The following is a 14,940-nucleotide window of genomic DNA, read 5'->3' as shown; positions in this document are numbered from 1 at the left end:
CGAGGCGCCACCCTGACCGGTGATACTGATGCGCGGTCGACCGGGGGAGGCGGTATGAGCGGGCGCGTGGTCACCGAGACCATGGTGCGGGTCGAGGGCGTGCACAAGTCGTACGGGGTGGGGGCCGCCGCCGTGCACGCGTTGCGCGGGGTGTCCTTCGAGGTGCCCCGGGGGCAACTCGTCGCCTTGAAAGGGCGGTCGGGGTCCGGCAAGACCACCCTGCTGAACATCGTCGGCGGGCTGGACACACCCGACCAGGGCCGGGTGGAGGTCGAGGGGCGGGACCTCGCCCGGCTCGGCGAGAGCGAGCTGCTCCGGCTGCGGCGGGACCGGGTCGGGTTCGTGTTCCAGTCCTTCGGGCTCATCCCGATCCTGAGCGCCGCCGAGAACGTCGGCGTACCGCTGCGGCTGCGTCGTGCCGACCCGCGTGAGCGCGAGGAGCGGGTGGAGCTGCTGCTCTCCCTCGTGGGGCTCGCCGGGCACGCGGCCCAGCGGCCCGGCGAGCTGTCCGGCGGCCAGCAGCAGCGGGTCGCCATCGCGCGGGCCCTCGCCAACCGGCCCGCCCTGCTCATCGCGGACGAGCCCACCGGCCAGCTCGACGCCGAGACCGGGCACGCCGTGATGGAGCTGCTGCGGGCCGTCGTCCACAGCTGGGGGCACCTCCCAGGCCCTTTGGGGCACTGGGGGAGGGTCACGGCGCTGGTCGCCACGCACGACGCGACCCTGCTGGACCTGGCCGACCGGGTGCTGGAGCTGCGCGACGGGGAGATCACCGAGCACTGAGCCGCGCCGCCCGGCGGGCTCTCATCAGGGTTCCGTCAAAGTTGCGCCCCGCTCCCGCTCCCCGTCCCGTTCGCCGTGATCGCGGGCCGTAGGGTCGACGCTGCGCAGGCGACACGCACGGGAAGACAATGGGGCCATGGCACGCGGCAAGCTTCGGATCTACCTCGGTGCGGCACCGGGCGTGGGTAAGACCTACGCGATGCTCTCCGAGGCGCACCGCCGGGTCGAGCGGGGCACCGACTGCGTGGTCGCGCTGGTGGAGAGCCACGGCCGGCCGCGCACCGAGGTGATGCTGCACGGTCTGGAGCAGGTGCCGCGCAGGCAGCTGGAGTACCGGGGCGCCGTCTTCGGCGAGATGGACGTCGAGGCCGTGCTGCGCCGGGCGCCCGCCGTCGCCCTCGTGGACGAGCTGGCCCACACCAACATCCCCGGCTCCCGCAACACCAAGCGCTGGCAGGACGTGGAGGAGCTGCTGGCCGCCGGCATCGACGTGGTCTCCACCGTCAACATCCAGCACCTGGAGTCACTCGGCGACGTGGTCGAGTCGATCACCGGGGTGCGGCAGCGGGAGACCGTCCCGGACGAGGTCGTACGGCGGGCCGACGACATCGAGCTGGTCGACATGTCCCCGCAGGCCCTGCGCCGCCGCATGGCCCACGGCAACATCTACCAGCCGGACAAGGTCGACGCGGCCCTGTCCAACTACTTCCGCCCCGGCAACCTCACCGCCCTGCGCGAGCTGGCGCTGCTGTGGGTGGCCGACCGGGTCGACGCGTACCTCAACGCCTACCGCAGCGAGCACCGGGTCTCGACGATATGGGGCTCCCGGGAGCGGATCGTGGTGGGCCTGACCGGCGGCCCCGAGGGGCGCACCCTGATCCGCCGGGCCACCCGGCTCGCCGAGAAGGGCGCCGGCGGCGAGGTCATGGCCGTCTACATCGCCCGCAGCGACGGGCTGTCCTCGGCCTCCCCGAAGGAGCTGGCCATCCAGCGCACCCTGGTCGAGGACCTCGGCGGAACGTTCCACCAGGTGGTCGGCGACGACGTCCCGGCCGCCCTGCTCGACTTCGCACGCGGGGTCAACGCCACCCAGATCGTGCTCGGCTCCTCCCGCCGCAAGGCCTGGCAGTACGTCTTCGGGCCCGGCGTCGGCGCCACGGTCGCCCGGGACTCCGGCCCCGACCTGGACGTGCACATCGTCACCCACGAAGAGGTCGCCAAGGGCCGGGGACTGCCCGTGGCCCGGGGCGGCCGGCTCGGGCGGGCCCGGATCATCTGGGGCTGGGCGGTCGGTCTGGCCGGTCCGGCGGTCCTCGCGGTGCTGCTGAACACCGTCGACCTCGGCCTCGCCAACGACATGCTGCTGTTCCTGGCCGTCACCGTCGCGGCGGCCCTGCTCGGCGGCCTGCTGCCCGCGCTGGCCTCGGCGGCCTTCGGCTCCCTGCTGCTGAACTACTTCTACACCCCGCCGCTGCACCGGCTGACCGTCGCCGACCCCAAGAACATCGTCGCCATCGCGATCTTCTTCGGGGTGGGGATGGCGGTCGCCTCGGTGGTCGACCTCGCCGCCCGGCGCACCCACCAGGCCGCCCGGCTGCGCGCCGAGTCCGAGATCCTCTCCTTCCTGGCCGGGAACGTGCTGCGGGGCGAGACGAGCCTGGAGGAGCTGCTGGAGCGGGTCCGCGAGACCTTCGCCATGGAGTCGGCCGCCCTGCTGGAACGCGCCGGCGACGTGGCGCCCTGGACGTGCGCGGGCCGCGCCGGCTTCGGGCCGCCGCTGGAGCGCCCCGAGGACGCCGACGTCGACGTGCCCGTCGGCGACCACATGGCGCTCGCGCTCAGCGGCCGGGTGCTGCCCGCCGCGGACCGCCGGGTGCTCGCCGCGTTCGCCGCCCAGGCCGCCGTCGTGCTCGACCGCAGGCGCCTGAAGGAGGAGGCCGACCGGGCCCGCACCCTCGCCGAGGGCAACCGCATCCGCACCGCCCTGCTGGCCGCCGTCAGCCACGACCTGCGCACCCCGCTGGCCGGCATCAAGGCCGCCGTGTCCTCCCTGCGCTCCGACGACGTCGCCTGGTCCGAGGAGGACCAGGCGGAGCTGCTGGAGGGCATCGAGGAGGGCGCCGACCGGCTCGACCACCTCGTGGGCAACCTCCTGGACATGTCCCGCCTCCAGACGGGCACGGTCACCCCGCTGATCCGCGAGATCGACGTCGACGAGGTCGTGCCGATGGCGCTGGGCGGCGTACCCGAGGACAGCGTGGAGCTCGACGTGCCCGAGACGCTGCCCATGGTCGCCGTCGACCCCGGGCTGCTGGAGCGGTCGGTGGCCAACCTGGTGGAGAACGCCGTCAAGTACAGCCCGCACGGGCGGCGCGTCCTGGTGGCCGCGAGCGCCATCGCCGACCGCGTGGAGGTGCGCGTGGTGGACCGCGGGCCGGGCGTCCCGGACGAGGCCAAGGACCGCATCTTCGAGCCCTTCCAGCGGTACGGTGACGCTCCGCGCGGTGCCGGCGTCGGGCTCGGCCTCGCGGTCGCCCGGGGCTTCGCCGAGGCCATGGGCGGCACCCTCACCGCCGAGGACACGCCGGGCGGCGGGCTCACCATGGTGCTGAGCCTGCGCGCCGCAGGACCGCGTCCCGAGCCCCTCCCCGCCGGGGAGTCCCGTACCGAACCGGAAAGGCAGGCCACATGGTGAGCCCGGCTGGGGGGTCCCCCCAGACCTCCACGAGGGTGCTCGTGGTCGACGACGAGCCGCAGATCGTGCGCGCCCTCGTGATCAACCTCAAGGCACGCAAGTACGAGGTCGACGCGGCCCCCGACGGCAGGACCGCGCTCGAACTCGCCGCCTCCCGCCACCCCGACGTGATCGTCCTCGACCTGGGCCTGCCCGACATGGACGGCGTCGAGGTGATCAGGGGGCTGCGCGGCTGGACCCGGGTGCCGATCCTGGTGCTGTCCGCCCGCCACTCCTCCGACGAGAAGGTCGAGGCGCTGGACGCGGGCGCCGACGACTACGTGACCAAGCCGTTCGGCATGGACGAGCTGCTGGCCCGGCTGCGGGCCGCCGTCCGCCGGGCCGAGCCGGCCGGGCCGGGCGAGGACGACGTGACGACCGTGGAGACCGAGGGCTTCACCGTCGACCTCGCCGCCAAGAAGGTCAACCGGGGCGGCAAGGACGTCCGGCTCACCCCGACCGAGTGGCACCTGCTGGAGGTGCTGGTCCGCAACACCGGCCGGCTGGTCAGCCAGAAGCAGCTGCTCCAGGAGGTGTGGGGGCCGTCGTACGGGACCGAGAGCAACTACCTGCGGGTGTACATGGCCCAGCTGCGGCGGAAGCTGGAGTCGGACCCGTCGCACCCGAAGCACTTCATCACCGAGCCGGGGATGGGGTACCGGTTCGAGACGTGAACCGTGGGGTATCGGTTCGAGACGTGAACCGCCCGGCGGGCAGGAGCCGCCCCCGGGGGGGAGAGCCAGCCGCGGGAGTGAACTGCGCTACGGCCCTGTCGGCGCACCCCGGTACGCTTCAGGTATGACTGCTGTTCCTCGTTCCGAAAAGCAGGCCGGCCGGTTCCGGCGCATGCTCGACCGGCTCTCCTCGTCGCAGGAGGACCTGGAGTCCGAGGAGCTGCGCGAGGACGCGGAGACGGCCGGGTGCACGAAGATCGGTGACTGTCACGACCGGCAGATCGTCACCGTAACTGGTACCTTGCGCACGGTCACCCTGCGCCCGCGCGCCGGCGTCCCGGCCCTGGAGGCCGAGCTGTTCGACGGCTCCGCCGCGCTGGACGTGGTGTGGCTCGGCAGGCGCTCCATCGTGGGGATAGAACCGGGGCGCAAGCTGATCGCATCGGGCCGGATCTCGATGAGCCGGGGCCGCCGGGTGCTGTTCAACCCGAAATACGAACTGCGACCCCTCGGACGGGAGTAGCCGGTGACGTCCCTCGACAAGCCGACCCAAGACACCGACCAGACTCAGCCCGACGACGCCCGCGCGGTGACCGAGGCGGCGCTGTTCGAGGCCTTCGGCGGGGTCCGCGGCATGGTCGAGACGGTCCTGCCGGGCCTGCTCTTCGTCGCGATCTTCACGGTCAACAAGAACCTGCACATGGCGGCGATCGCCGCGCTGGCCCTGTCGCTGATCCTGGTCGTGGTCCGGCTGGCGATGAAGGACACCGTCAAGCACGCCTTCAGCGGTGTCTTCGGCGTGGTCTTCGGTGTCGTGTTCGCGATGTTCACCGGCAACGCCAAGGACTTCTACCTCCCCGGCATGCTGTACACGCTGGGCCTGGCGCTGGCCTACATCATCACCACGCTGGCCGGTGTGCCCCTGATCGGTGTCGTCCTCGGCCCGGTCTTCAAGGAGAACCTCTCCTGGCGCACCCGCAACCCCGGCCGCAAGAAGGCGTACGCCAAGGCCAGTTGGGCCTGGGGCCTGATCCTGCTCGCCAAGTGCGCGATCCTCTTCCCGCTGTACTGGTGGGCCGACACCGCGCAGCTCGGCTGGGTCCTGGTCATCCTGAAGATCCCGCCGTTCCTGCTGGCGGTGTGGCTGACCTGGGTCTTCCTCGCCAAGGCGCCCGCGCCCATCGACGTGTTCGCGGAGATGGAGGCGGAGGAGAAGGCGGCCGAGGAGAGGAAGGCCGCTGCCGATGCGGCCGGCGGCCGACACCGCCGGGAGAGCTAGGCCGGCCCCTCCGGGGACTTACGACGACGAAGGGCGCCCTTGGTGACAAGGGCGCCCTCCGTCGTCGTACGGTCAGTCCTTCCGCCGCACCGACAGCAGGTCCTCCAGCTGCTCCTCCCGGGCCTGCGCGGCCACGAAGAGGAGTTCGTCGCCCGGCTCCAGGGAGTCCTCCTTGGAGGGCGTCAGCACCCGGGTGCCGCGGATGATCGTGACCAGGGAGGTGTCCTCCGGCCACTGCACGTCCCCGACCTGGGTGCCGGCCAGCGCCGACTCCTCCGGCAGGGTCAGCTCGACGAGGTTGGCGTCGCCGTGGCTGAAGCGCAGCAGCCGGACCAGGTCGCCGACGCTCACCGCCTCCTCGACCAGGGCGGACATCAGACGCGGGGTGGAGACGGCGACGTCGACGCCCCAGGCCTCGTTGAACAGCCACTCGTTCTTCGGGTTGTTCACCCGGGCCACGACGCGCGGAACGCCGTACTCCGTCTTGGCGAGCAGCGAGACGACCAGGTTCACCTTGTCGTCGCCGGTCGCGGCGATCACGACGTTGCAGCGCTGCAACGCCGCCTCGTCCAGCGAGGTGATCTCGCAGGCATCGGCGAGCAGCCACTCCGCCTGCGGGACGCGCTCGACCGAGATGGCGGTCGGCGCCTTGTCGATCAGCAGGACCTCGTGGCCGTTCTCCAGCAGCTCGCCCGCGATCGAGCGGCCGACGGCGCCGGCCCCGGCAATGGCGACCCTCATCAGTGACCGCCCTCCTCTTCCGGGCCCCCGGCGAACGCCGCCTCGACCTTGTCCACGTCGTCCGTCCGCATCATCACGTGCACGAGGTCGCCCTCCTGCAACACCGTCTGCGAGGTGGGCAGGATCGCCTCGCCCAGGCGGGTCAGGAACGCCACCCGGACGCCCGTCTCCTCCTGGAGCTTGCTGATCTTGTGGCCGACCCACTTCGGGGAGGCGTGCACCTCGGCGAGCTGCACCCCGCCGGTGGGATCGCGCCACAGCGGCTCGGCCCCGGAGGGCAGCAGCCGGCGCAGCATCTGGTCGGCGGTCCAGCGCACCGTGGCCACGGTGGGGATGCCCAGGCGCTGGTAGACCTCGGCACGGCGGGGGTCGTAGATGCGGGCGGCCACGTTCTCCACGCCGAACATCTCGCGTGCCACGCGCGCCGAGATGATGTTGGAGTTGTCGCCGCTGGAGACGGCGGCGAAGGCGCCGGCCTCCTCGATGCCCGCCTCGCGCAGGGTGTCCTGGTCGAAACCGACGCCGGTGACCCGGCGGCCCCCGAATCCCGGGCCCAGCCGACGGAAGGCGGTGGGGTCCTGGTCGATCACGGCGACCGTGTGTCCCTGTTGCTCCAGGGTCTGGGCAAGAGCGGAACCCACTCTTCCACAGCCCATGATGACGATGTGCACGACCGTCCTTCCGGTGTCCAAAAGCTACTGCTCAGCATCAGGGTCTCAGACCGACGCCCAAAGCTACACACGGGCGCCGCGCGGTGGGCACCCCTGTGCCGCGGGTGGTGGCCGCAGCCGTCGGCGAGTGATGCTGCGCACGCTGCACAGGGTCAGGATTCCGAGGCCGCCGAGGGCGAGCAGCGCCCCGATCAGCTCCGCGGTCGCGGGCATGGAACCTCCGAAGTGCGATGACAGGCGGGGTTTGCCATCTAGGCACGACGGGCACACGAAGCACGGATTCCGTAGTTCCGTGCGCCCCCGATTTCACTCGTGAGGCAGATCCAGCACGCCGGGTGGGCGGGTGCCAGTTCGAAGGCTTACGATCCTCTCTCGTGTCCAAACTGACCGACGTGCCCAAACGGATCCTGATCGGGCGCGCACTGCGCAGTGACCGGCTGGGCGAAACGCTCCTGCCGAAGCGCATCGCACTCCCCGTCTTCGCTTCCGACCCGCTGTCCTCCGTCGCCTACGCGCCGGGGGAGGTCCTGCTGGTCCTGTCCATCGCGGGCGTGTCGGCGTACCACTTCAGCCCGTGGATCGCGGTCGCGGTCGTCGTGCTGATGTTCACCGTGGTCGCCTCCTACCGGCAGAACGTGCACGCCTACCCGAGCGGCGGCGGCGACTACGAGGTCGCGACCACCAACCTCGGCCCCAAGGCCGGCCTCACCGTGGCCAGCGCCCTGCTCGTGGACTACGTCCTGACCGTCGCCGTCTCCATCTCCTCCGGCATCGAGAACCTCGGCTCCGCGATCCCCTTCGTGGTCGAGCACAAGGTGTTCTGCGCGGCCGCCGTGATCGTGCTGCTGACGCTGATGAACCTGCGGGGCGTGAAGGAGTCGGGCAAGCTCTTCGCGATCCCGACCTACGTCTTCGTCGGCGGCGTCTTCATCATGATCGCCTGGGGTGCCTTCCGCGGTCTGGTCCTCGGGGACACCATGCGGGCGCCGACGGCCGACTACCACATCAAGGCCGAGCACCAGGGCCTCGCCGGCTTCGCGCTCGTCTTCCTGCTGCTGCGTGCCTTCTCCTCCGGCTGTGCCGCCCTCACCGGCGTCGAGGCCATCTCCAACGGCGTCCCGGCCTTCCGCAAGCCCAAGTCGAAGAACGCGGCCACCACGCTCGCCATGATGGGCCTGCTGGCCGTCACCATGTTCTGCGGCATCATCGCGCTCGCCATGACCACCAAGGTCCGCATGGCCGAGCGGCCGGCCACCGACCTGCTGCACAACGGCGTCCCGCTCGGCTCCGGCTACGTCCAGAACCCGGTGATCTCCCAGGTCGCCGAGGCGGTCTTCGGCAAGGGCAGCTTCCTGTTCGTCCTCCTCGCCGCCGCCACCGCGCTCGTCCTGTTCCTGGCGGCCAACACGGCGTACAACGGCTTCCCGCTGCTCGGCTCGATCCTCGCGCAGGACCGCTACCTGCCGCGCCAGCTGCACACCCGCGGCGACCGGCTCGCCTTCTCCAACGGCATCGTGCTGCTCGCCGGCGCGGCGATGCTGCTGGTCTTCATCTACGGCGCCGACTCCACCCGCCTGATCCAGCTCTACATCGTCGGCGTGTTCGTGTCCTTCACGCTCAGCCAGACCGGCATGGTCCGGCACTGGAACCGCCACCTGCGGGTCGAGAAGGACCCGGCCAAGCGCAGCCACATGATCCGCTCCCGGGCCATCAACGCGTTCGGCGCCTTCTTCACCGGCCTGGTGCTCGTCGTCGTCCTGGTCACCAAGTTCACGCACGGCGCCTGGGTGGCCCTGCTCGGCATGTGCATCTTCTACGCGACGATGACCGCCATCCGGAAGCACTACGACCGGGTCGCCGAGGAGATCGCCGCGCCCGAGGGCCCGGCCGACGACATGGTCCGCCCGTCGCGGGTGCACTCGGTGGTGCTGATCTCGAAGATCCACCGTCCGACGCTGCGCGCCCTGGCCTACGCCAAGCTGATGCGCTCGGACACCCTGGAGGCGCTGACCGTCAACGTCGACCCGGCCGAGACCAAGGCGCTGCGCGAGGAGTGGGAGCGGCGCGGGATCGACGTACCGCTCAAGGTCCTGGACTCGCCGTACCGCGAGATCACGCGGCCGATCATCGAGTACGTCAAGGGCCTGCGCAAGGAGTCCCCGCGCGACGCGGTCTCCGTGATCATCCCCGAGTACGTGGTCGGCCACTGGTACGAGCACCTGCTGCACAACCAGAGCGCGCTGCGCCTCAAGGGCCGTCTGCTGTTCACACCCGGCGTGATGGTCACCTCCGTCCCCTACCAGCTGGCCTCCTCCGAGGCCGCCCGGGCCCGCGCCCGCAAGCGGCAGGAGTGGAACGCACCGGGCGCCGTCCGGCGCGGTCCGGCGGTGGTACGGCCGAAGGAGCCGTCGGGCAAGGACTGAGCCGTCGGGAACCGGGGCCCTCGGCGAGGTCCGAGTCGGTATCGCCCGAGTCGGCGTCGACGGAAGCCCCGGTGAAGTCCGAGTCGGCGTCGTCCGAGTCGGCGTCGTTCCCGCCCCGCCTCGGGCGAGGCCCGAGGCGGGGCGGGAAGGCCGTAGACTGGTGGGCTGTTGTCGGGCCCGCCGGTGCGGGCCGCCCCCTTTCCCCGATTTCCCGGTCTGGAGTCACCCCACCATGCAGGCAGAACCGACCAAGTCTCTGGTGGGCGAGGAGTACGAGGTCGAGATCGGCCCCGTCGCCCACGGCGGCCACTGCATCGCCCGTACCCCCGAGGGACAGGTGCTGTTCGTCCGGCACACGCTGCCCGGCGAGCGGGTGGTGGCGAGGGTGACCGAGGGGGAGGAAGGCGCCCGCTTCCTGCGCGCGGACGCCGTACGGATCCTGGAGGCGTCCAAGGACCGCATCGAGGCGCCCTGCCCCTTCGCCGGCCCCGGCCGCTGCGGCGGCTGCGACTGGCAGCACGCCAAGCCGGGCGCCCAGCGCCGGCTGAAGGCCGACGTCATCGCCGAGCAGCTTCAGCGGCTCGCCGGCCTCACCCCCGAGGAGGCGGGCTGGGACGGCACCGTGGTCCCGGCCGAGGGCGACAAGCTGCCCGCCGGACAGGTCCCGCAGTGGCGCACCCGCGTCCAGTACGCCGTCGACGCCGAGGGCCACGCCGGTCTGCGCCGGCACCGCTCGCACGAGGTCGAGCGCATCGACCACTGCATGATCGCGGCGGCAGGCGTCAGCGAGCTGGGCATCGAGAAGCGGGACTGGACCGGCATGGAATCGGTCGAGGCCGTCGCGGCGACCGGATCCCAGGACCGCCAGGTCATCCTCACCCCGCGCCCGGGCGCCCGCCTCCCGCTGGTCGAACTGGACCGGCCGGTGTCGGTCCTGCGGGTGGACGAGAAGTCCGGCGGGGTGCACCGCGTCCACGGCCGCCCCTTCGTCCGCGAACGCGCGGACGGCCGTACGCACCGGGTGGGCAACGGCGGCTTCTGGCAGGTGCACCCGAAGGCGGCGGACACGCTCGTCACCGCCGTCATGCAGGGCCTGCTGCCCCGCAAGGGCGAGACGGCCCTGGACCTCTACTGCGGTGTCGGCCTCTTCGCCGGCGCGCTCGCCGACCGCCTCGGCGACAAGGGCGCGGTCCTCGGCATCGAGTCCGGCAAGCGGGCGGTGGAGGACGCGCGGCACAACCTGGCCGACTTCCCGCGGGTCCGCGTCGAGCAGGGCAAGGTCGAGTCGGTCCTGCCGCGCACCGGCATCACGGAGGTCGACCTGATCGTCCTCGACCCGCCCCGCGCCGGCGCCGGCCGCGACACGGTCGCCCACCTGTCCTCCCTCGGGGCCCGCCGCATCGCCTACGTCGCTTGCGATCCCGCTGCGCTGGCCCGGGACCTGGGGTACTTCCGGGAGGGCGGCTACCGGGTGCGGACGCTTCGGGCGTTCGATCTGTTTCCTATGACGCATCATGTGGAGTGCGTCGCCATCCTTGAGCCTGCCGGGAAGGGCTCCTGACCCGCGGTTTCGTCGAATTCCCAGACGCGGCCAGGTGTGCCCGACCGGTTTCCTGAAGTGCACCATGTGAACCACGACAAATGCAGGGTGCATGGCACTGACCTGGTGTTTCGCGAGTCGCGCCGAGCGCTGGACGCGCTCCGTCCGGCCCACCTCGGCTCTCGCGGCGGCAAGTGGTCTTGGCACTCGGTCGACGCCGGTTCTGACGGCTGTCAGGGCCTCCTGCGAGGTGTGTGCAGCGAGTCGGCAGGCCAGCCCGCCGCCCACCGCCTTGCACGACTGGCGCGGATGCTGGCGCCGATCACCGCCGTGCCAGGGCGGAACCGCCCTACGAGGCGGTGGCGCTGCGGGAGGCGCTGTGGCGGCAGCGGGGCCACGCCCACGACGCGGCCCGCATCCGGCTTCGCGAGGAGAGCCGCCCGGATCGGTGCACCACTGCCCGCACAGGCTAGGAGCGAGACGATGATGGCACCTCCCAGGCGTCGGTCCTCTCCCGTGCCGCTCGCATCTCGGAGGCGTTCAGCCCTGTGCGGCGACCGGTAGGGCCCGTACACCTACCGCGTCGCCGTCCTGCGCGAGCCCGCCGGGCGCGGAGGGCCGGCCTACGTGCACGACCGACTGATGGCCCGATGACCGGGTGGGCGTCGGAGGCCTGCACCATTACTTCCCCTCGTGTCGGCCGACCGCTCCCTGCTCGTCGCGGGCGGCATGTGGGTCCACGTGGCCGACACCTGCCTCGCACTGTCGCCGTGCAAGGCTCCGGAGGTTGCACCGCCTGACCTTCAGCGCCTTTCCCTGCCCATCCGTATGTCCGTGTTCCATGCATTGCTCCGGCCGTTGGCCCCGGTCTTGCAGACCGCGTCGTAGCAGCGCCAGAACCAGCTTCCGTTCTTGTGGCGGCGCAGCTCGATGCTCGTGCCGCCGCAACGGGCACAGTTCGGCGGGCGGGTGAAGAGCTCGGCGTGCTCGTGCTCCAGCAGCTTGCGGGCGAAGTGGCCGCCACGCATCGTCACCATGACTTCTCGGGTCCGCGACTGGGACAGGGTGTTGAGGCTCCCGATCATCACCGTGAGTTCGTCGATCACCGCGATCTTCTGGTGCATGACGTTGACGGGGATGACGGTGTGGACGACGGCTCTGAGGTCGGCGATGAGGCTCTGGTTGTCCGGGCGGGCCTGGAGCTGGTCTGTGTCGTCACGGATGAACACGGTCACGCGTACACCGCGTCCGGTGGCCTCGCGCAGCAGCGGCAGGATGCCGCGCACTCGGTTCGCGACCCACGGCGCCCACAGCCAGACCGAGGTGCGGGCCTTGCGGATCTCGTCCTCGAACGTGCTGAAGAAGGTGATTTCGTCGTCGATGCCCGTCACCTCGACGTGCCGGGCCAGGACGTCGGCGAGTGCGGCCCCGAAGCCGCCGAGGTCCCGCGCCTCCTCGTGCGGCGGGGTGATCAGATGGCTGGCCCGCAACCGTCGTACGCCGGCGGTGCCGACCAGTGCCGCCAGATGCGAGAAGGCCCTGCCGTCGCGTGCCGAGCGGATTCTTTCCCAACTGCCGATGACGTAAAGGCGCGACTGGACGTGGGTGGCCGCCACGTTGAACAGGCGTACGCCGTTGCGCGCCCAGTCCGACGCGTCGGGCTCCCGGTGTGCCAGGGACATCCACAGTTCCCGGCCGTCGGCACCCTCGACCGTGTCGAAGATGACGACGGGGAACTCCCGGCCCTGGAAGCGGTGCGCCGTGCCCACCTCCGCCAGGGCGCCGCCCCCGGCCTCCACGTCCCGCAGAGCCTCCAGGGTCGCGTCCGCCTGCGTACCGTACGGCGTGACGATGCCCGTCTCCTCACCCTCTGCGCGGTGGTACTCCACGAGGGCTCTGGAGATCAGCACGCCGGCCGGCCACCAGCCGCTGCGCCGGCCGGTCAGGTGGGGCCGCGCCAGCTCGTGCAGTCCGTCGGTGTCGACAACGACGATCTCCGGGTCGTCGGGTAGCCTCGGCGCCACGGTCTGCTTGCCACCCCGCAGTGTCCCGCCGTAGGCCAGTGAGTTGGCCAGCCGCATGACCGCAGGGCCGAAACGATGCTGTTCGGTCAGGGTGACGCAGGCCGGGTGCCGGTGGGCGTCCGCCGGTTCCCGGATGCCGCAGTGCTCGAAGACGTCCGGGAGCAGCCAGCGCTTCACATCCGGGCGGTCGAAATCCTTCAACTGCTCCTCGATGACGGGGCCGAGTTGCATGAAATCACCGAGAAGCACAGCCGTCCGGGTCGCCTTCGCCGCCGCGAGGATCACCTCGGGCAAGGTCGCCGCACCGGCCTCGTCGACGAGGACGACGTCATACGGGCCTTCGAAGACCGCCTTGTTGGTGCGGAACCGCGCGAGCGTCGTGGCGATGAGCCGGGCACCTTTGACGATCTCGCCCTGGGCGTTGCGGGCGAGACGTTCGTACTCCTCCTGGACCTGCCGGAACTGTTCCTCCAGAGCGGTGCGACCGGCGGTGTCGGCCGTCACCTGCGGGCGCAGCCGTTCGGCGCGGGCGTGGCGGGCGGGCCAGTCCTCCCGCTGGGCGAGAGCGGTCATCTCTGCGGCGTCGAGGGCGCGGACGACAGCCCGCTCAAGTTCGGTGGCCTCGTCCCTGCGGGCGGCTGCGGCGTCGGCGGCTGATCTGCCGGCCGCCCGGGCCGTGGCGAGCGCCTGCTCCCGGGAGGCGATCTGCTCTGGTGTGTGCGCGATGCCGGCGATCAGCTCCGCCAGTTCCTTCTCCAAAGCGGCGGCGTACGCCTCGGCCGTCGCGCGTGCGGCCTGCGCGGCGCGGCGTGCACGGTCGACCTCTTCCTCCCCGGCGGCCACCTGCTCGCGGAGAGTCTGCCGTCTCTCCCGGGTGCGCCATCTGGCCATGGACCCCTGGGCGTCGAGCTGCCTCAGATCCTTTTGCAAGGAGTGGAGTTGCTCCTCGGCCAGCAGGGCCGCGGCCTCTTTCTGGTCCGCTGCCTGGCGAATGCGTGACCGCTCCGTGTGCAGGCGGTCGGCCTCCGACCACTGACGGCGGGATTCCGCCGCTTCCTCGTGGCGCCGCATCGCAGCCGCGACGGCCCTCTCGGCCGTCTCCCGGGCAGCTTCGGCCTGCTCCAGCAACTCCGTGGCGTGCTCCATGCGTTGCCGCGCGGACACCGGATCCTGGCCGGGCGTGCGCAGCAGTTTCAGCGCGGCGAAGTAGGCGGGGGGATCGAAGCGGATGAGGGAGGCGTCCAGCGCGGCGAGTTCCGCCGCGCGGCTGCGCATGTCCACGAGTGCGGCCTCGACGGCACGCCTGCGCTCCTCCGTCTCGGCCAGCCGTTCACGCACCATGAGAGGAAGCGACACACGGGGGTTGTCGGCGACCTCTCTCAGCTGCGGCGGGCCGACGCGCACGATGGCGCCCGGTGCGTGCCGGTTTTCCTTCAGCACGCCCAACAGGGCATTGTCCACGGCGATGTTGGTGGCCGAGACCAGCAGTATCCGGTCGCCGCGGGCGATCAGGTCGCCGATGGCGCGCTTCAGCACGGTCGTCTTGCCGGTGCCCGGCGGACCCCATACCAGGTGCACGCCCTGGCTCAGGCACGCGCGGTAGGCGTCCGCCTGTGCGGGATGGAAACCGGGAGGGTCCGGGGCGGAGGAGGACGCACCACCGATGACCCCCGCGGCCAGGGCACTCGCCAGCGGGGTTTCGCCCAGCCCGGCGATCCCGTCGCGCAGTGCCTCCACGAGGAAGGTCGGCGGTTGCTTTAGCAGCCACAGATACGCATCCGGGAGGTCGGCGAACTCGGCGACCTTCAACGTGAGCAGGGAGCCGTTCTGCACCGTCTCCGAGACGGCGAATCCCTTCGTCTCGACGTGCTCCGGCTCCGGGCCGGCGAGTCGCAGCGAGTCCAGCTGGTCCGGGCCGATGTCCGAACCGCGCAGGTCCACCGCGTACCAGCCCGCCTCCCTGGCGCGGACCGCGCGTCCCACGCGCTGCCAGCGCGGTTTGCTCCCTGAGCCGCCCATGAGCCTGACGAGCTCACCCAGGGCTGTGGCGATCTCCTCACGCCACCCCACC

General features: G+C 71.4%; 11 protein-coding genes. 7 read left to right on the top strand and 4 right to left on the bottom strand.

The window, feature by feature from the left end; all coding sequences use genetic code 11:
• The first annotated feature begins 54 nt into the window (after nt 1-54).
• From AQJ11_RS28085 to AQJ11_RS28065, 5 genes are all read left to right on the top strand, one after another.
• Nucleotides 55-783, top strand: coding sequence for an ABC transporter ATP-binding protein (locus AQJ11_RS28085; RefSeq protein ID WP_059264969.1), 729 nt, complete (start codon nt 55-57; stop codon nt 781-783).
• Nucleotides 784-919: 136 nt separating this feature from the next.
• Nucleotides 920-3,478 carry a sensor histidine kinase gene (locus AQJ11_RS28080; protein ID WP_059264967.1) on the top strand — a complete coding sequence of 853 codons (2,559 nt, stop codon included), beginning with the start codon at nt 920-922 and terminating at the stop codon, nt 3,476-3,478.
• Nucleotides 3,472-4,191, top strand: a complete 720-nt coding sequence (locus AQJ11_RS28075; protein WP_051009734.1) for a response regulator — start codon at nt 3,472-3,474, stop codon at nt 4,189-4,191. The genes AQJ11_RS28080 and AQJ11_RS28075 overlap by 7 nt, the downstream gene beginning before the upstream one ends.
• Before the next feature lie 124 nt (nt 4,192-4,315).
• Complete coding sequence (locus AQJ11_RS28070; protein WP_079082424.1) at nt 4,316-4,714, top strand: OB-fold nucleic acid binding domain-containing protein; 399 nt, start codon at nt 4,316-4,318, stop codon at nt 4,712-4,714.
• A gap of 3 nt (nt 4,715-4,717) precedes the next feature.
• Complete coding sequence (locus AQJ11_RS28065) at nt 4,718-5,470, top strand: DUF3159 domain-containing protein (protein ID WP_059264965.1); 753 nt, start codon at nt 4,718-4,720, stop codon at nt 5,468-5,470.
• 72 nt (nt 5,471-5,542) lie between these two features.
• On the opposite strand, the gene AQJ11_RS28060 is transcribed toward AQJ11_RS28065, so the two are convergent.
• The 3 genes from AQJ11_RS28060 to AQJ11_RS49960 form a co-directional block, all read right to left on the bottom strand.
• Entirely contained in the window at nt 5,543-6,211 is a 669-nt protein-coding gene (locus AQJ11_RS28060; protein WP_059264963.1) for a potassium channel family protein, read from the bottom strand.
• Complete coding sequence (locus tag AQJ11_RS28055) at nt 6,211-6,882, bottom strand: potassium channel family protein (protein WP_014675526.1); 672 nt, start codon at nt 6,880-6,882, stop codon at nt 6,211-6,213. Before AQJ11_RS28055 ends, AQJ11_RS28060 begins: the two co-directional genes overlap by 1 nt.
• Before the next feature lie 63 nt (nt 6,883-6,945).
• The gene (locus AQJ11_RS49960; RefSeq protein ID WP_167360880.1) at nt 6,946-7,095 is read right to left on the bottom strand and encodes a hypothetical protein; all 150 of its coding nucleotides are present in this window, start codon (nt 7,093-7,095) and stop codon (nt 6,946-6,948) included.
• 161 nt (nt 7,096-7,256) lie between these two features.
• Here AQJ11_RS49960 and AQJ11_RS28050 point away from each other — a divergent pair, with 161 nt between their 5' ends.
• Together AQJ11_RS28050 and AQJ11_RS28045 are read left to right on the top strand one after the other, a co-directional pair.
• Nucleotides 7,257-9,305 (top strand): APC family permease, encoded by a 2,049-nt coding sequence (locus tag AQJ11_RS28050; RefSeq protein ID WP_058082215.1) that lies wholly within the window; start codon nt 7,257-7,259, stop codon nt 9,303-9,305.
• Nucleotides 9,306-9,537: 232 nt separating this feature from the next.
• On the top strand, nt 9,538-10,866 hold the full coding sequence (locus AQJ11_RS28045; protein ID WP_059264962.1) for a class I SAM-dependent RNA methyltransferase: 1,329 nt from the start codon (nt 9,538-9,540) through the stop codon (nt 10,864-10,866).
• Between the two features lie 782 nt (nt 10,867-11,648).
• Here the strand turns inward: AQJ11_RS28045 and AQJ11_RS28040 are convergent.
• Nucleotides 11,649-14,939, bottom strand: coding sequence for an AAA domain-containing protein (locus tag AQJ11_RS28040; protein ID WP_059265090.1), 3,291 nt, complete (start codon nt 14,937-14,939; stop codon nt 11,649-11,651).
• Nucleotide 14,940 lies beyond the last annotated feature (1 nt).

Origin of the sequence: Streptomyces corchorusii, from assembly GCF_001514055.1 — a bacterium.
Taxonomy (GTDB): domain Bacteria; phylum Actinomycetota; class Actinomycetes; order Streptomycetales; family Streptomycetaceae; genus Streptomyces; species Streptomyces olivaceoviridis.
Note: the sequence above shows the minus strand (reverse complement) of the source record. Positions and strands in the feature narration are given on the sequence as shown.